Genomic DNA, 23,406 nt, shown 5'->3' with positions numbered 1-23,406 from the left:
CGCACGTCTCCCCCGCATTAGGTGTCGTCCCACATATGGCTCAACGCCTCACCCTGCAGCTCGAACAACCGCTGCGACGCCGACCATTCGGGCAACAGCGAGTCGAAGCCGTGGCAGGTGCGCGCAAACACGTGCAGCTCGGTGGAAACCCCGGCGCGAAGCAGCCGAAGCGCATGGTCGACCGCTTCGTCGCGAAAGGGATCGATTTCGGCGCACGTGATCAAAGTAGTTGGCAAACCGGCCAATCGGTCTCGCCGGGCGGGCACGGCGGCCGCCGATCCGGTGTCGGGGCCTAGGTAGTGACGCCACATCAGTTCCGCTGCTTCGCTGTCGAAAGCGGGGCTGCTGCGGAACTCGGCCTTCGACGGGGTTTCCCGATCGTCCAGCACCGGCTGGTGCAAGAGCTGGAAGCCGACCGCCGGCAGTGTCCCGTCGGCGCTACCGTGCGCCAGGCCCGCCGCCAGGGTCGCCCCGGCACTGCTGCCTGCAACGGCGATCCGGGCCGGGTCGACGCCGAGTTCGGTCGCACTGGCGGCGACCCATCGCAGCGCGGTGGTGGCGTCGTCGAGCGCGGCTGGATACGGGTGTTCCGGGGACAGCCGGTAGTCGACGGACACGACCGTGCAGCGGCCGCGGCGGGCCAGCTCCACGCACTGGCGGTGATCGGTGTCGAGGTTTCCCAACGCGAATCCGCCTGCATGGCAATACACCGCCACCGGCGCCTGCTCTGTCTGGCCGCCGCGGTAGACACGCACCGGCACACGGGCCGCCCCGGCCTGCGCCGTATGGTCGGCGATCTGCAAGCCGGACACGTCGATCAGTGCGGCCGCTTCGCGGCGGCGGTCGTTGAACGGCTCGCGCATGAGCTTGACCGCACGCCGCGAGAAATTCGTCCGTGTCGTTGCGACGGGACGCAGCGCAGGATCGAGCCGCTCCCAACCATCCAAGCCGTCGGTCATCGCCGTCGCCCATCGAGCACACCCGGATGGACCGCGGGCACCGGTTCGAAGGTGAAGTCGGAGGCCTTGAACCGCCGCGTCATTCCCCAGAATGCGCGGGCGCTGCGCGGCGACTGTGTGACGACGCGCCCATTGGCGGCACGGAAGTAGTTGCTGCACTGGGTAGTCCACGCGGCGCCCCGCATCCACTGGTCGATCTTGGCCAGGAAACGCGCCATCGCTGCGGGGTTCACAGCGCGATCCCACCGGGCCCGGCGCCGATGATGCCGATCGTCAGATCTGCAGGCATTGGCCACCGTCGACGACGAGTTCTGAGCCGGTGATGAACGACGCCTTATCGGACAACAGAAAGGCAACGGCATCTGCGACTTCGATCGGCTGCCCGATCCGGCCGAACGCCGACGTCGCGGCGAGCCGCGCCTGGGTGTCGTCGTCCAGCATGGGCGTCGCGATCGGTCCGGGGAACACCGCGTTGACCCGGATGCCCGAGGCGGCGAGTTCAGCAGCCGCGACCTGGGTGAGGCCGCGCAGCGCCCACTTCGCCGAGCCGTAGGCGATGTGCCGCGGGAAGGGGCGGATCGCTCCGGTGCTGCAGGTGTTGACGACAGCGGCGCCGTCGGCGGCGCGAAGCTGGTCGAGTGTCGCCTGGATGCCGAGGAATGCGCCCAGACAGTTGACCCGCCAAGCTTTTTCGAATCCCTCGATCGACTCTTCGTCGAGCGAGGCGCGGTGCAGCAGGCCGGCGTTGTTGACCAGCGCGGTCAACGAGCCGAACCGGTCGACGGTCGCCGCCACGGCCTGCTGCCATTCCCATTCCAACGTCACGTCCAGCGGGATGCCGATCACCGTGTCGTCGCCGAGGCCGTCGACGGCGGCGCGCAGCTCGGCCGCGTTGACATCCGACGCGGCGACCGAAAACCCCTCGGCGCGAAGGCGTTGCACGATCGCCCAGCCCTGTCCACCGGCGGCGCCGGTCACCAGGGCGACCCGGTCGGTCACCGCTCACCCTTCGCTTCGCGCAGGCCCGCGGCCGCCCCGCGCCGCAGCGCCTGAGATTCCGCCGCCAGCGTGATCATCCGAAAACCCACTTCTGCCATGGCATGTCCGACGGTTCCGTTTCCGGCGTGGATCGCGGGCACGATACCCGCAGCGGTTGCGGCACGGTGTATCCCGACGATCGCGTCACGCACCGCCGGATCGTCGTTGGCCTTGGTGACGTCGACACCCATCGAGATCGCCAGGTCGGCGGGCCCGACGTACACGCCGGCCAGACCGGGCACCGCGCAGATCGCGTCCACATCGGCCAGGGCGGCGGCGGTTTCGATCATCGCGAACACGCTGACCCGCGATTCCAGGCCGGCCGTGTCGACGCCGAGACTGGCCCGCAGCGGGCCGAAACTCCGCACACCGTGCGGCGGGTACCGGGTTGCCGCGACAGCGGCGGCGGCCTCGTCGGCGGATTCGATCATTGCGACGATGACCGCGTCGGCGCCGGCGTCGACCACCCGCCCGATGGGCGCCGCGTCGACCGACGGCAGTCGCACGGCCGTCCCGATGGGCACGTGCTCGAGGCGCCGCAGCATGCGCGCGATATCGGTGTCGTCGATGTATCCGTGTTGCGCGTCGAAGCCGACGTAGTCGTAGCCGGCCCGGGCGAACTCCTCGGGTCCGATCGCCGTCGGCCCGGTGATCCAGCCGCCCCACACCGGCGCGCCCCGGGAAAGCGCTTGCTGCAGATGACTTTCCGTCATGACGTGATCGCGATCTTCACCCGTCCGGGGACGGGTCGGCTGGCCAGCTCGAATGCCCCCTGGACGTCGTCGACGCCGAAGGTGTGCGTGAGGTATCGGGCCAGCAGGCCGGGGTGCTCGGCAGCGAACGCATTGGCCCGGTCCAGCACGCGTCGACGGTCCAGGGCGATACCGGATTTCAGGGTCAGGTTGTGCCGCAGCATGGTTCGCATGCTGATCGGATAGCTGTCGTCGTCGGGCACCCCGAAGTAGAACACCGTCCCGCCGGGCGCGGTGGCTTCGATTGCGTGGTTGAGCGTCGCCACCTGGTGACCGACGGTTTCGATCACAACATCCGGCCGGTCGGCCCGGGCGAGTTGACTCACCCAGCGGTCGCTGGTGGCCCGTACCGCGGTGTCGACACCGAACTTCTCGGCGATGTCGGTGCGATCGACCGGGTCGACGCCGGTGACATGTTGGGCGCCAGCCGCTTTCGCGGCACACGAGAACAGCAGCCCGATCGAGCCCTGCCCGACCACCCCGACGTGGCGACCGTGTAGGTCGGGCAACTGTTCGATGGCGTAGAGCACGCAGGCCAGCGGTTGCAGTCCGACGGCCTCGGCGGGGTTCAGTGCCGGATCGTATGGTGCGACCTGGTTTCCGTCGGTGACCACGCGCTCCATCAGGCCGTCGAAGCCCGACGCCCATCCCACCACGCGGTCGCCGGCTTGATGCTGGGGATGGCGGCTGGCGATCACTTCTCCGACGACTTCGTGAACCGGGAAGCCGTCTTTCTCTGCGCCGCTGCGGCCGTTGTCGCCGGGCAGCACGCCGCGCACGCCGCGAAAAGCTGGCATGTCGCTGCCGCATACGCCGGCGGCCAGGAAGCGCAACAACACCTGCCCGTCACTCAGATCGTCCGCTGTTTTGTCGGCGATCGAGGTGCATTCGAATTGGTAGGGCGCGACGATCCGATAGGACCACACGTCACACCTCCACGGGCAGACTGCTCCAGCCCCACTGGAAGCTGGACGGCGGCCGCAATGCCGCTTCGTCGATGATGCGGTAGTCCTGCACGCGCCGCAGCCATTCGGCCACCAGGATCGAGATTTCCAGGCGGGCCAGGTGATAGCCGAGGCAGAAGTGTTGTCCGCGTCCGAACGCCAACGAACGGGCGATGGTCCGGTTCCAGATGAACTCGTCGGGTTGCGGGTATTCGCGCTCGTCGCGGTTGGCCGACGCGAGCAGCGTGATGATTCGCTGGCCGGGTTCGATCGTGGTGTCGTGGATCGTGAACGGCTTACGCGCGGTCCGGGCGAACCACTGCGCCGGCGCGCAGTACCGGATCATCTCCTCGCGGGCGACGGGGACGTTGGCCGTCGGGTCGTCGCGCACCGCGGCCAGTTGGGCGGGATGCCGCAGCAGTTCCCACAGTCCGTGCGCGACGACCTTGGGCACCGTTTCGGTGCCGCCGATGAACACGCACAGCATCTGGGTGGCGACTTCGACGTCGTCGAGCGCTCTGCCGTCGGGCAGTCGGTAGCCGAGCAGGCCGTCCACCACCGGCAGCGCTCCCGCGCCTGCATCGGCCCGTCGCCGCCGGACCGCGGGGATGAGGTGTTCGAGGTAGTTCGGTCGGGCCTGCGCGGTATCGACTCCGCTGCCGGGTTCGGCGAGGCTGCCCGCATTGACCGCCGCCAGTACATCTACCGCGAAATCAACTGGAACGCCGAGTAATTCGCAGACCACCGACGCGGCGACGATCCCGCCGTATTCCTGAGTGAGGTCGAACGTGCCGCGCGGCAGCAATTCGTCGAGCCGCTCGTTGGCCAGCTCGCGGATCCGGGCTTCCCAGCCCGCGGCCGCCTTCGGCCGAAACGGCTGACTGTGCGCCTTGCGGACACCGTCGTAGATCGGCGCGTCGAAGTTCGCGTGGAACGGCAACGGTTTCAACGGCGGATCTGCCACCGGGCCGTCGTTGTGGTGAGCCAGCACCGTCGCAGCCGGCAACGTGCCCTCCGAGGCCACGAACGTTCCGTCGTTGACCGCCAACACATTCCAGATGTCGTCGAATCGCGACAACGCGAAGGTGTCCCACTTCGGCAGGTAGTAGACCGGGTGCCGCTCACGCAGGACTCGGTAATACGGCAGCGGGTCGGCCATCACTGCCGGGTCGAACGGATCGTAAGCGAAGTCGGTCATTGCAGCGGTGACGGTGGAAGTGCCTGCAGGATCGAGTCTTCCCAGCCGTCACGCAGCGCCGGCGCCACGCTCATCCAGGTGACGATCTCGGCCGGCGGGCTGTCCTTCCACGACGGGTAGTGCTCGGCGAAGCACTCCCATCCGCCCTCGAGGGCCCAGTAATGGATGACCTCGTTGTAACGAAAGGTGGTGGTGAACGAACCCAGCCAGTGCTTGCCGGTGCTCTCTGACCACGGCACGTACAGACGTTCCAATTCCCGGATGTAGTCGTCCTGACGGCCAGGCTTGGTCTGCATGATTTCCTGAATCACCACGGCTGCACTGAAATTCGCCTCGCTCAGCTGCGCCAGCGTCTTGTTACTCGGTCCGGGGTACATGATCCGGCCCTCACCCGATGCCCCGATATCGGACAGGAACGCCGACCATTTGACGGCGGCCGCCTGGTGGCTCCCGCCACGGTTCTGCGCCGCGCCGATGCGGGCGTAGTCGGCGAACGCGTCGATCTCCCAGATGACAGTCACCTGCGGCCAATGCCCGTTGTAGGGCGTCGTCTCCCACAGCGCGAACAGTCGCGCACCCAACTCGGTCATCATGGGCTGGTAGATGTCGACGAACATCTCGGTGAACCGGTCGCTGGATCCCTTCCCCAGCGCGATCGTCTCGTGCAGGTAGAGCAGCGTGTGGCTGTGGTACTTCCGCATCAACCGACCGGGATCAGCTCGGAATCAACCGGCAGCGAGGCTTTCATGTCGCTGAGCAGCGCCTCGGTCGGGCCGACGATTCCAGGAATGCCGGCCGCGGCCAGCGCGTGGCGTTTGAACGCACGCGCGGCACCGCTCAGCACGTGCTGCACCCGGGTCGTCCGGTGCCCGACGACCAGCGGCCAATCGTCGTGCCAGAGTGTGACTTCGGTCATCCAGCGATCCAGCGCGCAGAGCACCGCCTGCTTGATCCGCGCGTCGGCGGCGTACATGTCCGCGCTGACCGCCAGACCGCGGATCGGGTGATCGGTGTCCGCCAGCGGGGTCTGCGCGTCGAGGTCGACGGCCCGCATACCGAGGATCTGTAGTGGCCGGCTGTCACAACCCCGCGGCAACAGCACGTTGACATCCCAGCCGGCCCGGACCCGATCGTAGAGCCAACCACCGACGGAGCCGACCACGTCGGCGGAGCTGGAGGCGATCACGTCGAGCCGATATTTGACCGATCCACCGGATGCGCGCGGTCGCCGTTTTTCGTAGTCCACGTCGAAGGTCTCCATCGCGTCCCTTCAGCAGATCGTCGTCAATGACCCGGCCGACCCAGCGTGACACTTCTACGTCAATCTGTAAAGTTTCGATTGAGTCAAGACTGGCGTCGCGCCGTGAGCTCGGCGAGAACGTCATCGGTGTGCTGACCGAGTTGCGGCGCAGGCGAGCGCGGCGCCCAGGGTGTGCCGTGGAAGTCCGCCGGCGTCGCGACCATCGGCAGGCTGGCCGGCCCGTCCGGCACGTCGACGATTCCGCCGGCGGCGTGGAACTGCTCGTCAGCGATGACGTCCTCGATCGTGTTCACCGGCGACCAGAAGAAGTCCGGCTCGCCCGCGAAGATCTCCGCCCACTCGTCGAGTGGCTTGGTGACGAAGATCTGATCCAGTTCGCCGATCAACTCGACCGCGTTGACGGCCCGCGACCGGGCATCGATGAACCGCGGGTCGTCCAGCCACTCGACCTTGCCCACGGCGCGGCACAGCGGCGGCCAGTGCCGGTCGACCTCCAGCCCGACGATCCAGAACCGCCGCCCGTCGCCGGCGGCGTAGTTGTTCATGCACGGGTTGAACATTTTCTCGCGTTGCCCGATCGCGATCAGCTGACCCGACATCAGGTAGGTGTTCAGGTCAAAACTCACGACGTAGGCGCCCTGGCGATACAGCGACGTGCTGACCAGCTGACCGGATCCGGTGCGGGCCCGGGCCACCAGCGCCGCGCAGACCGCTGCGGCCAACGTCATGCCCGTGGAGTGGTCACCCATCCCGCCGCGCTGGAACGGCGGAGTCTCACCGGGCCGGGTCAGCAGGTGCGCCAACCCGCTCCGGGCCCAGAACGCGGCGACGTCGTAGGCGGCCCGGTCGGCGTCCGGCCCGGTTTCGCCGTAGCCGGTGATCAGCCCGTAGACCAGCCGGGGGTGGTCCGGGGCCAGCGACTCGTAGTCGAGCCCGAGTCGCCGCAATGCCCCGGGCCGGACGTTGGTGATGAAAACGTCAGCGCTGCTGATCAATTCGAGTGCGGTGTCGCGGCCATCCTCGGTCGTCAGGTCGAGGACGACGCTGCGCTTGGACCGGTTGTCCATCTCGAACGGCGGGCTGACGTCGACGTCGAGCCCGAGCATGCGGCCGAACATCCGCGCCGGGTCGCCGGTCGGCGGTTCGATCTTGATGACGTCCGCGCCCCAGTCGGCGAGGATGCCGCCGGTCGCGGGTCCGGCCACCCAGACCCCGAGCTCGACGACGTTGACGCCCTCCATCGGTCCGGCCATGCCACACACCATGCCACGCTCTTTCGTCGGCGTACCCTCTGGATCCATGAGCATGGTCACCGGACACGGGCCGCTTAGCAGTGCTCCCGCCGGATGGTTCTCGCCGGAGGTGCCCTCGGGCGTGGTCTATGTCGAGCCGCATCCCCGCCGCGTGCAGGCGATCAAAGACGAGCACACCGTGATCGACACCGAGCGGGCGCTTTTGGTGCACCGGCCAGATCGCCCACTCAGCTTCGCCTTTCGCGCCGAAGAGGTGGCCGACCTACCTGGCGAGCCGGTTGCCGAGGCGCCGGGATACGTGCAGGTGCCGTGGGATGCCGTCGACGCGTGGGTCGAAGAGGGACGCACGCTGGTGCACTATCCGCCCAATCCGTACCACCGCGTCGACTGTCGACCCACCCGACGGCGTCTTCGTGTGACGGCGGCCGGAATCACGTTGGTGGACACCGACGACACCGTGATCGTGTTCGAGACAGCGCTCAAGCCACGCCTCTATGTCGATCCGGCTCACGTGCGGACCGACGTTCTGCGCCAATCGAATACGTCGAGCTATTGCAACTACAAGGGCCCGGCGACGTACTGGTCGACGGCCGAGATCGACGACGTCGCGTGGAGCTACCTCGATCCGCTGCCGGAGAGCGCGCCGATCCGCGGCTTCTTCAGTTTCGACGACGGCCGCGCCGACGTCTTCGCGGAACTGCCCAGGCCTCAGGACTTCGGCGGCGAGTAGGCCGGCCGGCCCAGCCTGAGCGCATGCTGGGCAATCATGTTGCGGAACACCTCGAGGGTGCCGCCGTAGATTCCGACCGGCGAGGCGAGCCGGAAGATGTACTCCGCCCCACCGTCATCGGCCGCCCCGGTCGTGTCGATGGGCAGCGCCGACGCGCTGCCCAGCAGGTCCATCAGGTCCGGCGCGACGTCGCGCATGGTCTGCGCGTTGGCCACCCGGCCGAACATCCCCGGCGTACTCAGCGCCGCCTCGGTGCGAGCGACGCTGCGGCCCAACCGATATGCCACCGACGTGTCGTCGACCAGGCGACGGCCGTCGGCGCCGGGTCGAGTGACCAACTCCGCGATCGCGTCGATCGCCTCGGCCATCAGCGTCAGATGCTCACTCATCACCGCGACCCGTTGCAGGCCGTCGTCTTCTTTTTCGGCGGTGCCGTGCTCCTCGTCGAGCGCACCGCGCAGCACTCCCCAGCCGCCGTTGACCGCACCGATGCGGTACCGGTCGTCGACCCGCACGTCGCTGTAGAAGACGATGTTGGTGCGGTCGCCGTCGATGGTGCGAATGGGTTGGATGTCGACGCCGGGCGTGTCCAGTGGGACCAGGAACATGGTCAGGTTCTTGTGTTTCGGTGCGTCCGGGTCGGTGTTGGTCAGCAGGAAGACGTACCTGGCGTTATGCGCGTTGGACGTGAACATCTTGGAGCCGTTAATGATCCAGCCGTCGCCGTCGCGGACCGCGCGGGTTTTGCACGTCGCCACATCCGAGCCACCCTCCGGTTCGGTGTAGCCCAGGCACAGCCTGGTCTCGCCGGACAGTACGCCCGGCAGCACCTCGTCGGTGAGTTCGGATGGGCCGAAGTCGCGCATCATCTTCGCCACCACGGCGGTGGTGCCCCAGTGGAACCACGGCGTGTGGGCCCGGCCGATCTCCAGATCCCAGATGCGTCGGCGCAAAGCGCTGAAGCCGCCGTCGGATTCGTCGTGCCAGTCCGAGGCCAGATACCCTTTGGCCCCCAGCGCCAGATGCACGCCTTCGTCGAAGTTCTCCCCCGTTTCGCGGTCGCGGCGACGGACCTCATCGGTGACGATGTCGGCCAGGAACGCCCGCAGTTCGTCGCGGAATTCCGCGTCTTCCGGGGAGAGCTCAACGCTGGCGAAGTCCACGAGTGTTACAGCCGCGCTTCGGTTTTGATCGCGTTGTCGGTGGTGCGCAGCGGGCGGATCAACGCGTCCTGAGCGAACGACGCGATCAGCTCGCCCTCCTCGGTGTGCACCGCGCCGCGGACGTACGACATGCCCGCACCCACCTGGGTGCTCTCGTGCGTGTAGAGCAGCCAGCCCGTCCACGTCACCGGCTCGTGGAAGCTGACCGACACCGTCATCGGCGCGGTCGACACCGTCAGGTGCGACTGGGCGGTACCGATACCCTCATGGGCGCGCATCGTCGTCGAAATACCAAGGTGGCCGGTGAAATACGCGATCAAGGCCTTGGCCAGATCGTCGCGGGCCGGGATCGGGTCGTAGTGCAGCCAGGCGTACAGCTCCGGCGGACCGACCTCGTCGGGGCTGTTCACATCGACCACGTCGACCAGCCGCAGTTCGCGGCCGGCCATCGGCATGCCCCCGTCGTTGGCGTCGGCCGGCGCGGTCACCTCGGGGCGAGGCAGGTGGTGGCGGATGACGTCGTGGGACGGCACGTCCAGCAGCGTGGTGACGGTGATGGCGCGGCGGCCGTTCTGCGTCACGCTCACCAACGCGGTCGCCGTCGAGCGTCCTTCGGCCACGACGTCGATGTCGAACTCGACGGGCGGGCCGACCAGGACGGCGCGGGCGAACACCGCGTGCGCGGAGCGGACCGACTTCTCCGGGAACCGCTTGGCCACTGCGACGATGACCTGCGCGAGCACCTGGGTGCCCTCCACCACCTGACGTTCGTCTTCGGCGGCGATCCCGGTGTCGGCGACGAAATGGTTCTCGCCGTCCGGTCGCGCGTCGAACAAGTCCAGCAGGCCGGCGACCGACCAGTGCGTCTGCTCAGATTCCGTTGTCACCTAGCGAGAATGACATTCTCACTAAATCTTGTAAAGCCTTGCGCTCGTCATGCGACGTCGATCACCAGCGTCTTAAACCGGTCGATGACTTCCAGTGCGTGCGCCAGGCTGTCGCCCGGCAACCCGACCTGCACCCAGTTCACGCCCAGCTTGGCTAGCCGTTCCAGCCCGGTCAGGTAGGCGTCGGCGTTGAAGTCGTCGTCGGCGGGACTGCCGCCGTCGAAGTTGCCGAAGACGATGTCGATCGTCGATGGGTCCCGGCCGGCTTTGTCTAGTCGGCGACGCAGGTCGTCAATGCCCTCGGCGAGGGCCTCGATGGAATCCATCGCCGCGGTGCGCGCGGTCTGGGCCAATTGGGGCGGCGCGGCGAAGGGGCACCAGCCATCGCCCTTCTCAGCGACCCGGCCGCGGGCGGCCCCGGTGTTGCCGCCGATCCAGATTGGCGGATGCGGATCGCTGACCGGACGTGGATGCGCGGTGATCCCGCGTGCGCTGAAGTGGGCGCCCTCGAAAGTGACGTCATCTGAGGTCCAGATCGCCCGGATGGCGTCGAGTGCCTCGTCGAACAGTGCGGCGCGCTCCTCGAAGTCGACGCCGAGTGCGGCGAATTCGCGCTTGAGGTAGCCGACCCCGACCGCGAGCGTGAATCTGCCGCCGGACAACAGATCGAGCGTGGCGCCAGATTTGGCGACCACAAAGGGATTTCGGTACGGCAGCACCACGATGTTCGGTATCAGCCGCAGTGTGGTGGTGTGCGCGGCGGCATAGCCCATCGCGACGAACGGGTCCAGGGCGTCGTGCCCGCCGGCCTCGAGCCAGCGCTGGGACGGCGCCGGGTGATCGGTGAAGCCGAAGCCGTGGATACCGGCCGCTTCGGCGGCCGCGGCCACCGTGGCGATGCCCTCGCCGGTGACCAATTCCGGGTTGTAGGGATGGCTGTGCATCGGGTGGGTGATGGTGAAATGCATCTGCCGTTCTCCTTAGCTGAGCGCCGACGAAGTCCCTGCAAACTACCGCGTGACATTTGTACGATAATCTGTAAAGCCGGCCGGGTGACCGGCCGGTTCGATTTGCCGCCGCGAAGGAGCGACGCAGTTGGGTATCGTGACCACCAGCTCGGAGACGACCTTCGCCCGAGCGCCCGAGGCCATCTACGACTTCGTCACCAACCCGGCGAACTGGACGAAGACGTATCCGGGTAGCGCGCACATCACCAACCTTCCCGATGCGCTCCCGCTTCAGGTCGGCGACATCTGGGAAGAGTCCGGACCCGACGGCGACCGGATTTTCACCTGGCAGCTGGCGATCGCCATGCGGCCCAAGCTGTGGATGTTCAATTCCGTTGGGGCACTTGGCCATGACCGCGACGGCAACGGCGGCATGGCGGGCCGGATCACGGTGCAGTACCACCTCACCCGGCCGGGTCACGACGTCACGCTGTTCACTCGCACGATGACGATCGAGGCCTACCAGCACGCGCCGCTGCCCGACGCCTTGTTTCAGCAGGTCAACCCCGCCAAGATCGACGCGTATCACGCGGCGATCGCACGAGAATTGGATGCACTCGATGACGGCAATGGTTGACGGGCTGACGCCGCTGGCGACGGGCTTCTGCTTCGGCGAGGGCCCGCGCTGGTTCGAGGGTCTGCTGTGGTTCTCCGACATGCTCGGCGAGGCCGTGCACACCGTCACCATGGGCGGGGCGATGACCACCTTGCCGATGCCCGGGCATGCTCCGTCCGGCCTTGGATTCCGGCCGGACGGCTCGTTGCTGATCGTGTCCACCGAACGCCGCCAGATCTTGCGCTACGACGGCGAGACCGTCGATGTCGTCGCCGATGTGAGCGACCTGGTGCCGGCCGACCTCGGTGACATGGTCATCGACGACTCCGGGCGTGCGTACATCGGATCGCAAGCCCGCCAGGGCGGCGTGATCGTGCGCGTCGACCCGGACAACTCCGCACATGTGGTGGCACGGGATCTGGACTTCCCCAACGGTATGGCGATCACGCCCGACAACCGGACGCTGATCGTCGCCGAGTCGATCGGCCGGCGTCTTACCGCGTTCAGCATCGGCGTGAACGGTGACCTGTCCGATCGACGGGTCTTCGCCGACGGCTTGGACGGGCCGCCGGACGGCATCTGCCTCGACGCCGCAGGCGGGGTGTGGACGGCGATGACGCTGGCTCATCAGTTCGAACGCATTGAACCGGGCGGTGACGTGACCCATCGCATCGATATCGGCGATCGCGTCGCGATCGCCTGCATGCTCGGCGGACCCGCGGGCCGCACGCTGTTCATGGTGTCGAGCACCGACGCCTATCCCCAGCGGCTGGTGGGCACCCGGCTGTCGCGGGTTGACGCGGTGATCGTGGACACTCCCGGTGCCGGCCTGCCGTGACCGACTCCTACTACGAACTGATCGACGCCGCCGATCCGATCGGCGAAAAGTTCTGTGCCACAGACTTGGTCAGGAGCACGTGGACGGCGGCTATTCAGCACGCGGCACCGGTGTCGGCGTTGTTGGTCCGCGCACTGGAACGCTGCGCCGCCCGCGACGACACCCGGTTGAGCCGGGTCGCCATCGACCTGCTTGGCCCAGTGCCCGCCGACGGCGACATGTGGGTCAGCTCGAAGGTCGAGCGCCCCGGCAAGCAGATCGAGTTGCTCACCGCCGAGACGCTGGCCCTGGGCCCCGACGGTCAGCCCCGTCCGACGGCGCGGGCCACCGGGTGGCGACTGCAGATGCTCGACACCGCCGAGCTGCTGCACGCCGCGGCGCCGCTGCCGCGTCCCCTCAATGAGGCCCACAGCCGCGATCTCGCCAAGAACTTCGACCGCAACTACGTGCACAGCCTGGACTGGCGCTGGTTGACCGAGCCGCTCAGCGAGGGGCCCGGCGAGTCGTGGATCAAGCCGACGACAAACCTGGTCGACGGCGAGACGATGACCCCGCTGGAGCGGCTGTTCGCGGTCGCCGACTGCGCCAACGGCATCGGCTCCAAGATCGACATCACCAAGTGGACGTTCCTGAACAACGACCTCGTCGTGCACGTGCACCGGATTCCCGACGGCGAGTGGGTCGGCATCCGCGCCGAGACGAACTACGGGCCGGACGGCATCGGCACCACGGTGGGCACGCTGTTCGACGAGACCGGGGCGGTGGGCAGCATTCAGCAGTCGGTATTGGTGCGACGACGGCCCGGCAAGTGACCGGTTGATCTCGAAATCGACGCTAGCGCGTGGTTTTACGGGTCGGTCCCACGCTTACGTCGATCTCGACGTTGACTTCGAGCTCATCGGCACCGGCGGGATGATGTCGACGACACGCATGTGCGTCCGCTCCGCCGAGTTGATCACCGAGGCGATCAGACAGCTGACGTCGTCTGCCGGCACCAGCCCGGTCGATCGCACGATCGAGGCTCGCATGCCGGTCCCGATGAATTCGGCGTCCAGGCCGCGTGCCCACGCGTCGAGCATCCGATGCCCGCCGGGCGGTGACGCGCCCACCAGTTCAGGGCTGAGCAACACCACATCGCCGTGCCGGTTGTCGATCATCGGTTGAACGAGTTGTGCGACAAGGTGTTGCGCGCCCACCCACGAACCATCGGCCAAACCCGCCGCACTCACCAGAACGTCGGGGATCCCGACCAGGTAATCGGCGGTCTCGACGAAGCGGTCAACGGAGGCCAAGTCGGCAAGGTCCAAGTGGGCGGCGAAGACCTCGGCGCCACGGGTTTGCAGGCGGGCGGCGAACTCCTCGCACACATGAGTCCGCCGGCTACCCACCAACACCAGATCGCCACCTGCGGCGAACCGTGCCGCAGTCGCCAGTGCGACGGGCGACGATGCCTCGGTGATGACCACCGCCCTGGCGTGGCTCACGGCAGACGCCCGTCAACCTGGGCCTGCCCGGCTAAGCTCTGGTGGTCAACTACCTCGGGTGGGGCCGAAAAGACCCTGGCCAGGGAACATGGCAGTGGCACGAAAACAGCGTGACACTTCGGGCTAATTTTGTAAAGTTACGGGTATGGACCAGACGTCGACGATCGAGGGCGACACCTCGACGCAGTTGCGGATCCTCGCTGCCACCGCCGAGGTCCTCGGCCGCAACGGCAAACGCAAGCTGAGCTTGTCCGACGTCGCTGTTCAGGCCGGGGTGTCGAGACCGACCCTGTATCGCTGGTTCGCTTCGAAAGAGGACCTGCTCTCGGCGTTCTCCAAGTACGAACGCCAGACCTTCGAAAGCGGGCTGGGCCGGGCGACCGCCGGACTCAAAGGGGCCGACAAGCTCGACGCGGCGTTGCGCTTCATCGTCGACTATCAGCATTCCTATACCGGTGTCCGCATGGTCGATATCGAACCCGAGCATGTCATCAGCCAGTTCTCGAATGTGATCCCGCAGATGCGCGATGGCCTGCAGCGGCTGATACCCGGCCCCAACGCCGCAGTCAAGGCGGCGACGGCTATTCGAGTGGCGTTCTCGCACTACATGATTCGCAGCGACGATGCGGAGCAATTTCTGGCCCAACTACGTCACGCGGTGGGCATCAAGGGTGCCGACTAGTCGAACAGCACCGCGGCATTGAGGTAGCCGGTCGGGTCGAACGCCGTCTTCAGCGTGCGCATCGCGGCAATGTCGGCGTCGTCGCGGGACATGCCGAGATAGCGGCGTTTGCGGCTGCCGACGCCGTGCTCGGAGCTGACATTGCCACCCGAGTCGGCGATCAGGTCCATCATCGCCGCATACAGGTCGCGCTCCTGTTCGTCGTTGCAGCGCAGCACGTTCAGATGCAGGTTGCCCTCGCCGATATGCCCGAACAACACGGCGATCGCGTCGGCCGCGTGCCGCTGGATCAACGCTGCGGCATCGCGGGCGAACGCGGCGATGACGGACAGCGGCAGCGACACGTCGAATTTCAGCGGCGGCCCGAACAGGCCGACCACCTCGGCGATCGATTCGCGTATCCGCCAAAGCCGTTGTTGGGCAGCCAGGTCGACTCCCACCGCGGGCTCGCCACTGGCACGTACGCCCTCCAGTGCGTCGGCCAGTCGTTCGGATTGGTCGTGGTCGGACGCCAACTCCACCAACAGCAGCCAGTCGCCGCGTACCGCCGGCGCCACGCCAAGATGTTCGTCGGCCAGCGCGCAGGCCCGTCCGTCGATCAGCTCAAGGGCGGCAATGCCGTCGAGGTCGCGGAACAGCCGACCGGCGTCGACCAGCGCGCCCAGGTCGTCGAACCCGCACACCGCGGTCACCCGATGCGCTGGATTGGAATGCAGGCGCAGATCGAGCGCGGTGATCACACCCAGCGTGCCCTCGGCGCCGACGAACAGCGCGGGCAGGTCGTAGCCGGTGTTGTCGGCCCGCACTCGGGAATGCCGCCGTACCACCGACCCGTCCGGCAGCGCGACGTCGAGGCCGATGACCTGGTTGCCCATGTTGCCGTACCGCACGGTGCGCAACCCGCCGGCATTGGTCGAGGCCATGCCGCCGACGGTCGCGGTATCGCGAGCGGCCAGATCGACGCCGAACACCAGGCCGGCCGCGGCGGCGGCGCGCTGCACCGCGGCCAGGGTGGCGCCTGCCCCGGCCTCGACGCGGCGCTCGATGGTGTCGACTTCGCCTATCGCGCAGAGTCTTTCGGTCGACAGCAAGATGTCGTCGTGTTCGGGGACGGTGCCGGCCACCAGTGACGTCCGGCCGCCCTGGATAGTCACGTGGGTCCCGGCGTCGCGGCACAGCCTCAGCACCTCGGCCACCTCGCCGGCCGAGCCCGGACGAACCAGCGCGCTCGCCCGGCCGCGATAACGGCCGGTGTGATCGACGCTACGGCCGGCCAACACGTCGGGATCGGTGCTCACGTGACTGGGCCCCACCAGCGAAGACACCTTTTGCAGCACGCTCGAGACCATGGCGACGGTCTACCACACCGCTGAAACACCGTGCAGGATGAGATCCGTGAACACCCCTCGTGACGATGTCTGGTTCAACTCCGGCAGCGACCGGATCAGCGCGTGGCTGTACCGACCGGAGGGTAACGATCATGCCCCGCTGCTGGTGATGGCGCACGGACTCGGCGCGGTGCGCACGATGCGCTTGGACGCCTACGCCGAACGCTTCCGCGCGGCGGGCTACGCCTGCCTGGTGTTCGACTACCGCAACTTCGGCGACAGCGAAGGGGCACCCCGGCAGTTGCTCGACATCCGGATGCAACTGCAGGACTGGACGGCTGCCGTGGCCTATGCGCGCACCCTACCCGGCATCGATCCGGATCGAATTGGCTTGTGGGGCACATCTTTCAGTGGCGGGCACGTGATCGCGACGGCGGCGCGGCTGCCGGGCATCGCGGCCGTCGTCTCGCAGTGCCCGTTCACCGACAGCATCGCCTCGTTGGGCGCGATGAACCCGTTGGTCAGCGCCCGCATCACGGCGTTGGCAACACGCGACCTCGTCGGCGCACGCTTCGGCGCGTCACCGGTGATGGTGCCGACGGCGGGCAATCCCGGCGAGATCGCACTGATGACCGCGCCCGACGCCTATCCGGGGTTTCTCAAGCTGGTGCCCGACGGCACTGAGCTACGCAACGAGGTTGCTGCGCGGATCGGGGTGAAGATCCTGCCTTACCGTCCGGGCCGGCTCGCGGCCAAGGTGCCCTGCCCGATTTTGTTCTGCGTGTGCGAGAACGATTCCGTCGCACCGTCGGGACCGACCCGTCGTTACGCCGCGACGGCGCCGCGCGGAGAGGTGAAGCTGTATCCAGAGGGTCATTTCGAAATTTATGTCGGTGACGCCTTCGAACGTGTCATTGCCGACCAACTCGAATTCTTGGCCCGCGTACTGCCCACCGGATGACGCCGACACTTTCCACCGGGACGCGGCAGAGTGGGCTGTCGTGAGCATCCACTACGGTGACTCCACTCGGAGCCTCAAGGCCGCACAGTCTCCGGCTATCCCCGGTTCGCCGGTCGCGCCGCAATCGGTGCTGGCGTCCAGCTATCACCTGTCGCCCGACGAAACCGCCGACCTGGACACCTACGGGCGCGGCTCCAATCCGACGTGGCGGCAACTGGAATCAGCGCTCGCTGATCTCGAAGGCGCGACCACCGCGCTGGTGTACAGCTCCGGAATGGCCGCCATCAGCGCCGCGTTGCGCTCGCTGGCCAGACCCGAGTCGGTGGTCGTCGTGCCCGCCGACGGCTACTACCAGGTGCGCCGGTACGCCGCGGAATGCCTGAGCCCGTTGGGCGTCAACGTCATTCAGGCCGACAGTTCGCAGATCTACGACGCCGCCGCGCATGCCGACGTTGTGTTGGCCGAAACACCCACCAATCCGAAGCTGGACGTGGTCGATCTGCGCCGACTGGCGGAGGTCTGCCATGCCCACCGTGCGCTGTTGATCGTCGACAACACCGCCGCCACACCGCTGGGTCAGCAGCCACTGTCGCTGGGCGCTGACCTGGTGGTGGCCAGCGCCACCAAGATGCTGTCCGGTCACGGCGACCTGCTCGCCGGCTACGTCGCCACAAACGATTCCGAGCTGTCCACCGCGCTGGAACGCGAACGACTGTTGGCCGGAGCGATCCTCGGTGGATTCGAAGCGTGGCTGCTGATCCGCAGCCTGGGCAGCGCGGGACTGCGATTCGAGCGGCAATGCGCCAACGCGCAGGCGCTGGCGACAATGCTGACTAGTCACCCCGCCGTGCGGGCGGTGCGCTATCCCGGGCTGCCCGACGACCCGGCTCACGCTGTCGCCGCAATGCAGATGCGTCGATTCGGCGCTCTGGTCTCCGTCGAGTTGGCCGACGCCGCAGCGGTGAACGATCTTATGCAGCGCAGCGACCTGTTGACCTCGTCGACGAGTTTCGGAAGCATTCACACCCTGCTGGATCGCCGTGCGCGGTGGGGCGATCCGGTGCCGGACGGGTTCGCGCGTATCTCGGCGGGAATCGAGGACACCGCGGACTTACTGGCCGACGTGGAGAGCGCACTGCAGTGAACGGCAAGGTCGACTTCTCCGGCGTGCGGTGGGGCTCGGTGGAATGGACGAACCTGTGCACACTATATCTGCGTGCCTACGAAAGTCGCTTAGCTACACCGATTCTCGACGACCATGCGGCAGCCGAGGCGGTCGGGCGGATCGACTACGACTTCGCCCGCCTGGACCGGGCCGTCAAGCCGTGGGCCAACCAGTTCCTGGTTGCGTTGCGCGCCAAGCAACTTGACACCTGGGCCGAGGAGTTCCTCGGCCGTCATGCGGACGCCGTCGTGCTGCACCTGGGTTGCGGTTTGGACAGTCGGGCATTCCGGATCGAGGTGCCGTCGGGCGTGCACTGGGTCGACGTCGACGTGCCGGAGGTCATCGCGCTGCGGCGCAAGCTGTATACCGATCGGCCCGGCTACACGACGATCGGGTCGTCAGTCACCGACCCGGGCTGGCTGGATCAGATACCGGCGGATCGTCCCGCGTTGATCGTCGCCGAGGGTCTGCTGATGTATCTCACCGAGCCGCAGATCCGCGAGCTGCTGCGGCGGCTGACGGACCGGTTCGGCACTGGCGAACTGCTGGCTGACCTGCTCTCGCCGTGGGGGCCGCGGTTTTCCAATTCGCCGCTGCTCGCCCGGGCCGCCACGTCGGGAATCACCAAGTGGGGCACCCGAGACGGCCACGAACTACCGGCGTGGAACCCGCGACTGCGTCTCGTCGACACCCGCATGTTCCTCGACCCTGCGAAGATTCCGCTGAAGCCGCAGCGACTGGTCTACCGACTGCTGACCGCGGTCCCGTTCATCGCGAATTATGACCGGCTGTACCGATTTCAGTTCTGACGCCCAACGGCGACTCCACCCGGACCGTCTCGTCGCGGATCAACCCGCGCAGCAGCGCCGTGCTGAACTCGGCGGCGATCTCCTTGGCGGTGCGGCGTCCGCTCGGCCGCAGCCAGCGATACGCACCCAACGTCATACCGATGTAGCCCAGCGCCAGGACGTGTGAGTCGCACTCGTAGAACTCGCCGCTGGTGATACCCCGGTCGATGAGGCCGTGCACGTGCTCGTAGACCTGGGTTTCCTTCTCGCGGACCTCCTCGACCTGCTCCTCGGTGAACCACTCGGTGATGTAGGGCTGCTCCTGGAAGTACACCGCCGCACCCTCGGGGTTGGCAGCGATCTGATCGAGCAGTCGCACCGTGTACTGATACAGCGCCTCGCGCGCCGACAACTTGGGATCGTCATGCACGGCGGCCAGGGTCCGTTGTGCCGCCCGCTGGTAGATGTCGTAGAGGATCAGCGACTTGCTGGCGTAGTAGTGGTAGACGGTGGCCTTGTTCAACCCGACCACGTCGGCGACGTCGTCCATCCGGGTGCCGTGGTAGCCGCGAGCGGCGAACAACTTGGTGGCAACGGCCAGCAACTCCTCGCGGCGGGAGAGCCCGTTCTCGGATGGCATGTAAACCCACTATCGGCAGGCCGGGACGGGCCCGGTGTCAATCAACTAGTTGGGTAGTCTAGGCAACACGGCTGTTCACTGTTGCGCGTTGCCCGACGCGACTAGACTCCTACGAGAACAGCGTGCCCACTCGAGAGGTAGTCAGATGCAACCGGATCCCGATCCCAGCTACGACTTTTCCGATGAGCTCGAGTTCTATTTCAAGTACCTGCCGTGGGGCCTGCGCGGAGTCACCGACGGCCAAGGTTACCCGCCGCCGGCTTATCCGCCCGTCTAACCTGCGCTTATCGCCCTCGAGATCGACGCCAGCGCGGAGTTGTGCGAGTACGCGCAACGCCAGCGTCGATCTCGATGCTTTTACAGCGCCTTCAACTCCTCGGCGACCGCGGTCACCGACTTCTTGGCGTCGCCGAACAACATCGTGGTGCCCTCGCCGTAGAACAGCGGGTTGTCGATACCGGCGAATCCTGAGTTCATCGACCGCTTGAGCACGATCACCGACTTGGCTTTGTCGACGTTGAGGATCGGCATGCCGAAGATCGGGCTGGACGCGTCGTTGCGGGCCGCCGGGTTGGTGACGTCGTTGGCGCCGATGACGATCGCGACATCCGTCCGGGCGAACTCGTCGTTGATGTCGTCCATGTCCTTCATCGCGTCGTAGTCGACCTCGGCCTCGGCCAACAGCACGTTCATGTGTCCGGGCATCCGGCCGGCCACCGGGTGGATCGCGTACTTCACCTCGACACCCTTGCCCTCCAGCAGCGCCGCCATGTCCTTGACGGCGTGCTGGGCCTGCGCCACGGCCAAGCCGTAGCCCGGCACCACGATCACCTGGTTGGCGTAGGCCATCTGGATCGCGGCGTCGGCGGCCGAGGTCGCCTTGACGGTCTTGTCGCCGGCGTCGCCGCCGCCGACCGCCACGCCACCGCCGCCGAATCCCCCCGCGACGATCGCCGGGATCGAGCGGTTCATCGCCTTGGCCATCAGGTTGGTCAGGATCGACCCCGACGCACCGACGATCATGCCCGCGACGATCATCGCGGTGTTGTTCAGCGCCAGGCCCGCCGCGGCCGCCGACAACCCGGTCATCGCGTTGAGCAGCGAGATCACCACGGGCATGTCGGCGCCGCCGATCGGCAGCACCACCATCAGGCCCAGCACACCCGCAGCGGCCAGCAGACCGACCATCCACCACAGCGACACCCCGCCGCTGCCCGGATGCGCGTCGAGCCCGATCACCACTGCGGCGCCGATCGCTCCCACGAGCAGCAAAAGGTTGATCGGCTGCTGCAGTCTGCCGAAGCCGATCGGCGAGCCGGAGATGATCTCCTGCAGCTTGCCGAACGCGATGATCGAACCCCAGAACGAGATCGACCCGATGATCGCGGCGAACAACGACGCCACCACGATGTGCACCGTCGGCGACTCACCGTGCTGGAACGCCGAGAAGCCATGCGTGTCAATGAATTCCGCGAGCGCGATCAGCGCCACGGTGCCGCCGCCGACGCCGTTGAAGAATGCCACCAGCTGCGGCATCGCGGTCATCTTCGTCAGCCGCGCCGGCGGCACACCCAGCACCACACCGACGACAAGCCCGGCGACGATCAGCAACCACGACTCGGTGTGCCGGACCTTCACCAGCGTCGCGGCGACCGCCAGCGTCATACCGACCGCGGCGATCAGGTTGCCGCGCACCGCGGTCTTCGGCCCGGTCAACCCCATCAGGCCGTAGATGAACAGCGCGAACGAGACGATGTAGAGACCGGTCACCAGATAGGTCATTTGGCGGCCGCCTCCTCGGTCTTAGCGGGCAGCTTCTTCTTGCCCTTGAACATCCCGAGCATCCGGTCGGTGACGATGAATCCGCCGATGACGTTCAGCGTCCCGAACACGGTGGCGACGAACAGGATGATCTGCACCGCCAGCGACGGGTGCTCGACCTCCCCGAACACCACCAGCGCGCCGAGCACGACGATGCCGTGGATGGCGTTGGTCCCCGACATCAGCGGGGTGTGCAATGTGTTGGGCACTTTGGAGATCACCGCGAACCCGACGAACCCGGACAACACCAGGATCGCCAAGTTGGCGAGTAGTTCGTTGTACATCGTCTAGGAGCCTTCCCCGCGGGTAACGCATGAGTCCGCGATGACCTCGTCGTCAAAGTCGGGCGCCAATGCGCCGTCTTTGATCAGCAGGTCCAGCAACGCGGTGATGTTCTTGCTGTACAGCTCGCTGGCATGCTCGGGCATGGTGGCCGGCAGGTTCAGCGGCGAGGCGATCGTGACGTCGTGCTTGACCACGGTCTGGCCCGGCTCGGTCAGTTCGCAGTTGCCGCCGGTCTCCCCCGCGAGGTCGACGACGACGCTGCCGGGCTTCATCGCCTCGACCGCCGCGGCCGTCACCAGGCGCGGCGCGGGGCGGCCGGGGACGAGCGCCGTGGTGATCACGACGTCGAATCCGCTGATGGCGTCTTCCAGCGCCTTCTGCTGCTGGGCGCGCTCCTCGTCAGTGAGCTCACGGGCGTATCCGCCCTTGCCGGCCGCATCGATTCCAAGGTCGAGCCACTGTGCCCCCACCGAGCGGACCTGGTCGGCCACCTCGGGACGCACGTCATAACCGGTGGTCCGCCCGCCCAGCCGCCTGGCCGTCGCCAGCGCCTGCAGCCCTGCGACCCCGACGCCGAGCACCAACACGGTCGCCGGCTTCACGGTGCCGGCCGCGGTGGTCAGCATCGGGAAGAACCTGGTGGACTCCGAGGCGGCCAGCAGCACGGCCTTGTATCCGGAGACGTTGCCCTGCGACGACAGCGCATCCATGGCCTGCGCCCGCGAGATACGCGGGATCGCCTCCAAGGCGAACGCCTGCACGCCGGCCGACTTCAACGCGCCGATCGAGTTCTCGGCGTTGCGCGGCGCCAGGAAGCCGATCAACGTCTGGCCGCTGTGCAGCTTGCCGACCTCGGAGGCGGTCGGCGGCGCGACCTTCACCACCACGTCGGCTGACCAGGCGTCCCCGATGGTTGCACCGGCCTCGGTGTAGAGCTCGTCGGGCAGCAGGGCGCGCTTGCCCGCACCCGACTCCACGACGACCGCGATCCCGCTTTTCACCAGCGGCGCGATTGCCTTCGGGACCAGCGCGACCCGTCGCTCGTCGGCTCCCGACTCGGCGACCACCCCCACCGTCGTCTGCGTATCTGTCATGGCGTTCGCATCTACTTCCCTGTACTCCCAACCCCGCTTAGATCGGCAACAACCCTAACCTGACGCTCCGGTAGGTCACCAAAGTGGAAAGTCTTGGCCGTGCTCCTCAGTTGAGCGCGGACCGAAGAAGCGGCGTAGGGACTCCTCGATCGCGACGTCGTTGATGCTGGCTTCCCGCCGGGCCATCAGACCGGCGTCGTCGAACTCCCACAACTCGTTGCCGTAGCTGCGCCACCACTGGCCAGAAGCGTCGCGGCTTTCATATTGAAAGCGGACGGCGATGTGGTTGCCGTGGAAGCTCCACAGGCTCTTGCGAAGGACATAGTCGAGTTCGTGCTGCCACTTGCGGGTGAGGAACGCCACGATCGCCTCGCGGCCGACGATGTGCTCGCCGCGATTTCGCCACTGCGAGTCGACGGTGTAGGCCCGGCTGACGCGTTCTGGGTCGCGGGTGTTCCAGGCGTCCTCGGCGGCTTGCACCTTCTGGATCGCCGTCGCCAATGTGAAGGGCGGTAACGGCGGGTTGACGTCGGTCATGACCTTCATCCTGCGCCCCCGGTGTGCCCTCGTCG

27 protein-coding genes and 1 pseudogene are annotated in these 23,406 nt (G+C 67.0%); 9 read left to right on the top strand and 19 right to left on the bottom strand.

Annotated features, from left to right (window positions below; translation table 11 throughout):
* Window positions 1-17 precede the first annotated feature (17 nt).
* The 9 genes and pseudogenes from G6N27_RS17535 to G6N27_RS17495 all read right to left on the bottom strand — a co-directional run bounded on the left by G6N27_RS17535 (window position 18) and on the right by G6N27_RS17495 (window position 7,405).
* Complete coding sequence (locus G6N27_RS17535) at window positions 18-959, bottom strand: alpha/beta hydrolase (RefSeq protein ID WP_163778261.1); 942 nt, start codon at window positions 957-959, stop codon at window positions 18-20.
* A pseudogene (locus tag G6N27_RS17530) lies at window positions 956-1,228 on the bottom strand (NAD(P)/FAD-dependent oxidoreductase); the annotation flags it as partial. The gene G6N27_RS17535 and the pseudogene G6N27_RS17530, both read right to left, overlap by 4 nt.
* 4 nt (window positions 1,229-1,232) lie before the next feature.
* Complete coding sequence (locus G6N27_RS17525) at window positions 1,233-1,958, bottom strand: SDR family NAD(P)-dependent oxidoreductase (RefSeq protein WP_163778257.1); 726 nt, start codon at window positions 1,956-1,958, stop codon at window positions 1,233-1,235.
* Window positions 1,955-2,710 (bottom strand): HpcH/HpaI aldolase family protein, encoded by a 756-nt coding sequence (locus G6N27_RS17520; protein WP_163778253.1) that lies wholly within the window; start codon window positions 2,708-2,710, stop codon window positions 1,955-1,957. Before G6N27_RS17520 ends, G6N27_RS17525 begins: the two co-directional genes overlap by 4 nt.
* Window positions 2,707-3,675: a zinc-binding dehydrogenase gene (locus G6N27_RS17515; RefSeq protein ID WP_163778251.1), complete on the bottom strand. Its 969-nt coding sequence runs from the start codon at window positions 3,673-3,675 to the stop codon at window positions 2,707-2,709. Before G6N27_RS17515 ends, G6N27_RS17520 begins: the two co-directional genes overlap by 4 nt.
* Before the next feature lies 1 nt (window position 3,676).
* Window positions 3,677-4,891, bottom strand: coding sequence for a cytochrome P450 (locus tag G6N27_RS17510; RefSeq protein ID WP_163778248.1), 1,215 nt, complete (start codon window positions 4,889-4,891; stop codon window positions 3,677-3,679).
* Window positions 4,888-5,592: an NIPSNAP family protein gene (locus tag G6N27_RS17505; RefSeq protein ID WP_163778245.1), complete on the bottom strand. Its 705-nt coding sequence runs from the start codon at window positions 5,590-5,592 to the stop codon at window positions 4,888-4,890. Before G6N27_RS17505 ends, G6N27_RS17510 begins: the two co-directional genes overlap by 4 nt.
* The gene (locus G6N27_RS17500; RefSeq protein WP_163778242.1) at window positions 5,592-6,152 is read right to left on the bottom strand and encodes a hypothetical protein; all 561 of its coding nucleotides are present in this window, start codon (window positions 6,150-6,152) and stop codon (window positions 5,592-5,594) included. Before G6N27_RS17500 ends, G6N27_RS17505 begins: the two co-directional genes overlap by 1 nt.
* A gap of 83 nt (window positions 6,153-6,235) precedes the next feature.
* Window positions 6,236-7,405 (bottom strand): CaiB/BaiF CoA transferase family protein, encoded by a 1,170-nt coding sequence (locus G6N27_RS17495; protein WP_163778239.1) that lies wholly within the window; start codon window positions 7,403-7,405, stop codon window positions 6,236-6,238.
* A gap of 46 nt (window positions 7,406-7,451) precedes the next feature.
* Here G6N27_RS17495 and G6N27_RS17490 point away from each other — a divergent pair, with 46 nt between their 5' ends.
* Window positions 7,452-8,135: a DUF427 domain-containing protein gene (locus G6N27_RS17490; RefSeq protein WP_163778236.1), complete on the top strand. Its 684-nt coding sequence runs from the start codon at window positions 7,452-7,454 to the stop codon at window positions 8,133-8,135.
* On the opposite strand, the gene G6N27_RS17485 is transcribed toward G6N27_RS17490, so the two are convergent.
* The 3 genes from G6N27_RS17485 to G6N27_RS17475 are packed head-to-tail and all read right to left on the bottom strand — an operon-like array spanning window position 8,114 to window position 11,153.
* Window positions 8,114-9,298: an acyl-CoA dehydrogenase family protein gene (locus G6N27_RS17485; RefSeq protein WP_163778233.1), complete on the bottom strand. Its 1,185-nt coding sequence runs from the start codon at window positions 9,296-9,298 to the stop codon at window positions 8,114-8,116. The genes G6N27_RS17490 and G6N27_RS17485 overlap by 22 nt on opposite strands.
* Before the next feature lie 5 nt (window positions 9,299-9,303).
* Entirely contained in the window at window positions 9,304-10,185 is an 882-nt protein-coding gene (locus G6N27_RS17480) for an acyl-CoA thioesterase (RefSeq protein ID WP_163778230.1), read from the bottom strand.
* A 47-nt stretch (window positions 10,186-10,232) separates the two neighbouring features.
* Window positions 10,233-11,153 (bottom strand): LLM class F420-dependent oxidoreductase, encoded by a 921-nt coding sequence (locus G6N27_RS17475; RefSeq protein WP_163778228.1) that lies wholly within the window; start codon window positions 11,151-11,153, stop codon window positions 10,233-10,235.
* A gap of 127 nt (window positions 11,154-11,280) precedes the next feature.
* Here G6N27_RS17475 and G6N27_RS17470 point away from each other — a divergent pair, with 127 nt between their 5' ends.
* From G6N27_RS17470 to G6N27_RS17460, 3 genes are read left to right on the top strand one after another with little or no spacing between them, the layout of a single operon-like run.
* Window positions 11,281-11,769 (top strand): SRPBCC family protein, encoded by a 489-nt coding sequence (locus G6N27_RS17470; RefSeq protein ID WP_163778225.1) that lies wholly within the window; start codon window positions 11,281-11,283, stop codon window positions 11,767-11,769.
* Window positions 11,762-12,586 carry an SMP-30/gluconolactonase/LRE family protein gene (locus G6N27_RS17465; RefSeq protein ID WP_163781948.1) on the top strand — a complete coding sequence of 275 codons (825 nt, stop codon included), beginning with the start codon at window positions 11,762-11,764 and terminating at the stop codon, window positions 12,584-12,586. Before G6N27_RS17470 ends, G6N27_RS17465 begins: the two co-directional genes overlap by 8 nt.
* Window positions 12,583-13,398, top strand: coding sequence for a thioesterase family protein (locus G6N27_RS17460; RefSeq protein ID WP_163778221.1), 816 nt, complete (start codon window positions 12,583-12,585; stop codon window positions 13,396-13,398). Before G6N27_RS17465 ends, G6N27_RS17460 begins: the two co-directional genes overlap by 4 nt.
* Before the next feature lie 54 nt (window positions 13,399-13,452).
* On the opposite strand, the gene G6N27_RS17455 is transcribed toward G6N27_RS17460, so the two are convergent.
* On the bottom strand, window positions 13,453-14,070 hold the full coding sequence (locus G6N27_RS17455; RefSeq protein ID WP_163778218.1) for an SDR family NAD(P)-dependent oxidoreductase: 618 nt from the start codon (window positions 14,068-14,070) through the stop codon (window positions 13,453-13,455).
* Window positions 14,071-14,215: 145 nt separating this feature from the next.
* Here G6N27_RS17455 and G6N27_RS17450 point away from each other — a divergent pair, with 145 nt between their 5' ends.
* Complete coding sequence (locus G6N27_RS17450; protein WP_163778215.1) at window positions 14,216-14,752, top strand: TetR/AcrR family transcriptional regulator; 537 nt, start codon at window positions 14,216-14,218, stop codon at window positions 14,750-14,752.
* Here G6N27_RS17450 and G6N27_RS17445 read toward each other — a convergent pair.
* A complete protein-coding gene (locus G6N27_RS17445; RefSeq protein WP_276044610.1) occupies window positions 14,749-16,101 on the bottom strand; it encodes an FAD-binding oxidoreductase in 1,353 nt (450 codons plus the stop codon). The two genes, G6N27_RS17450 and G6N27_RS17445, sit on opposite strands and share 4 nt — an antisense overlap.
* A 46-nt stretch (window positions 16,102-16,147) precedes the next feature.
* On the opposite strand from G6N27_RS17445, the gene G6N27_RS17440 reads away from it, so the two are divergent.
* The 3 genes from G6N27_RS17440 to G6N27_RS17430 are packed head-to-tail and all read left to right on the top strand — an operon-like array spanning window position 16,148 to window position 19,015.
* On the top strand, window positions 16,148-17,041 hold the full coding sequence (locus tag G6N27_RS17440; RefSeq protein WP_232064645.1) for an alpha/beta hydrolase: 894 nt from the start codon (window positions 16,148-16,150) through the stop codon (window positions 17,039-17,041).
* Window positions 17,042-17,081: 40 nt separating this feature from the next.
* Window positions 17,082-18,185, top strand: a complete 1,104-nt coding sequence (locus tag G6N27_RS17435) for a cystathionine gamma-lyase (RefSeq protein ID WP_163778213.1) — start codon at window positions 17,082-17,084, stop codon at window positions 18,183-18,185.
* Entirely contained in the window at window positions 18,182-19,015 is an 834-nt protein-coding gene (locus G6N27_RS17430) for a class I SAM-dependent methyltransferase (RefSeq protein WP_163778210.1), read from the top strand. The genes G6N27_RS17435 and G6N27_RS17430 overlap by 4 nt, the downstream gene beginning before the upstream one ends.
* On the opposite strand, the gene G6N27_RS17425 is transcribed toward G6N27_RS17430, so the two are convergent.
* On the bottom strand, window positions 18,975-19,634 hold the full coding sequence (locus tag G6N27_RS17425; RefSeq protein ID WP_163778208.1) for a TetR/AcrR family transcriptional regulator: 660 nt from the start codon (window positions 19,632-19,634) through the stop codon (window positions 18,975-18,977). The genes G6N27_RS17430 and G6N27_RS17425 overlap by 41 nt on opposite strands.
* A 145-nt stretch (window positions 19,635-19,779) precedes the next feature.
* On the opposite strand from G6N27_RS17425, the gene G6N27_RS17420 reads away from it, so the two are divergent.
* Window positions 19,780-19,911 carry a hypothetical protein gene (locus G6N27_RS17420; RefSeq protein WP_156751530.1) on the top strand — a complete coding sequence of 44 codons (132 nt, stop codon included), beginning with the start codon at window positions 19,780-19,782 and terminating at the stop codon, window positions 19,909-19,911.
* A gap of 80 nt (window positions 19,912-19,991) precedes the next feature.
* On the opposite strand, the gene G6N27_RS17415 is transcribed toward G6N27_RS17420, so the two are convergent.
* The 4 genes from G6N27_RS17415 to G6N27_RS17400 all read right to left on the bottom strand — a co-directional run bounded on the left by G6N27_RS17415 (window position 19,992) and on the right by G6N27_RS17400 (window position 23,371).
* On the bottom strand, window positions 19,992-21,416 hold the full coding sequence (locus tag G6N27_RS17415; RefSeq protein ID WP_163778205.1) for an NAD(P)(+) transhydrogenase (Re/Si-specific) subunit beta: 1,425 nt from the start codon (window positions 21,414-21,416) through the stop codon (window positions 19,992-19,994).
* Window positions 21,413-21,739: an NAD(P) transhydrogenase subunit alpha gene (locus tag G6N27_RS17410; protein ID WP_163778202.1), complete on the bottom strand. Its 327-nt coding sequence runs from the start codon at window positions 21,737-21,739 to the stop codon at window positions 21,413-21,415. The genes G6N27_RS17415 and G6N27_RS17410 overlap by 4 nt, the downstream gene beginning before the upstream one ends.
* 3 nt (window positions 21,740-21,742) lie before the next feature.
* Window positions 21,743-22,834, bottom strand: coding sequence for a Re/Si-specific NAD(P)(+) transhydrogenase subunit alpha (locus tag G6N27_RS17405; protein ID WP_163778199.1), 1,092 nt, complete (start codon window positions 22,832-22,834; stop codon window positions 21,743-21,745).
* Window positions 22,835-22,909: 75 nt separating this feature from the next.
* Entirely contained in the window at window positions 22,910-23,371 is a 462-nt protein-coding gene (locus tag G6N27_RS17400) for a nuclear transport factor 2 family protein (RefSeq protein ID WP_163778196.1), read from the bottom strand.
* Window positions 23,372-23,406: the final 35 nt, after the last annotated feature.

Source organism: Mycobacterium cookii (assembly GCF_010727945.1).
GTDB classification, from domain to species: domain Bacteria; phylum Actinomycetota; class Actinomycetes; order Mycobacteriales; family Mycobacteriaceae; genus Mycobacterium; species Mycobacterium cookii.
The sequence above is the reverse complement of the archived record's forward strand: the minus strand, read 5'-3'. Positions and strand labels throughout refer to the sequence as shown.

Coding starts and splice junctions, on each gene's coding strand:
- G6N27_RS17445 (WP_276044610.1), bottom strand. CDS start 16,101: ATGGTCTCGAGCGTGCTGCAAAAGGTGTCTTCGCTGGTGGGGCCCAGT.
- G6N27_RS17490 (WP_163778236.1), top strand. CDS start 7,452: ATGAGCATGGTCACCGGACACGGGCCGCTTAGCAGTGCTCCCGCCGGA.
- G6N27_RS17505 (WP_163778245.1), bottom strand. CDS start 5,592: ATGCGGAAGTACCACAGCCACACGCTGCTCTACCTGCACGAGACGATC.
- G6N27_RS17405 (WP_163778199.1), bottom strand. CDS start 22,834: ATGACAGATACGCAGACGACGGTGGGGGTGGTCGCCGAGTCGGGAGCC.
- G6N27_RS17420 (WP_156751530.1), top strand. CDS start 19,780: ATGCAACCGGATCCCGATCCCAGCTACGACTTTTCCGATGAGCTCGAG.
- G6N27_RS17500 (WP_163778242.1), bottom strand. CDS start 6,152: ATGGAGACCTTCGACGTGGACTACGAAAAACGGCGACCGCGCGCATCC.
- G6N27_RS17450 (WP_163778215.1), top strand. CDS start 14,216: ATGGACCAGACGTCGACGATCGAGGGCGACACCTCGACGCAGTTGCGG.
- G6N27_RS17495 (WP_163778239.1), bottom strand. CDS start 7,405: ATGGCCGGACCGATGGAGGGCGTCAACGTCGTCGAGCTCGGGGTCTGG.
- G6N27_RS17410 (WP_163778202.1), bottom strand. CDS start 21,739: ATGTACAACGAACTACTCGCCAACTTGGCGATCCTGGTGTTGTCCGGG.
- G6N27_RS17465 (WP_163781948.1), top strand. CDS start 11,762: ATGGTTGACGGGCTGACGCCGCTGGCGACGGGCTTCTGCTTCGGCGAG.
- G6N27_RS17400 (WP_163778196.1), bottom strand. CDS start 23,371: ATGACCGACGTCAACCCGCCGTTACCGCCCTTCACATTGGCGACGGCG.
- G6N27_RS17425 (WP_163778208.1), bottom strand. CDS start 19,634: ATGCCATCCGAGAACGGGCTCTCCCGCCGCGAGGAGTTGCTGGCCGTT.
- G6N27_RS17415 (WP_163778205.1), bottom strand. CDS start 21,416: ATGACCTATCTGGTGACCGGTCTCTACATCGTCTCGTTCGCGCTGTTC.
- G6N27_RS17510 (WP_163778248.1), bottom strand. CDS start 4,891: ATGACCGACTTCGCTTACGATCCGTTCGACCCGGCAGTGATGGCCGAC.
- G6N27_RS17520 (WP_163778253.1), bottom strand. CDS start 2,710: ATGACGGAAAGTCATCTGCAGCAAGCGCTTTCCCGGGGCGCGCCGGTG.
- G6N27_RS17475 (WP_163778228.1), bottom strand. CDS start 11,153: ATGCATTTCACCATCACCCACCCGATGCACAGCCATCCCTACAACCCG.
- G6N27_RS17535 (WP_163778261.1), bottom strand. CDS start 959: ATGACCGACGGCTTGGATGGTTGGGAGCGGCTCGATCCTGCGCTGCGT.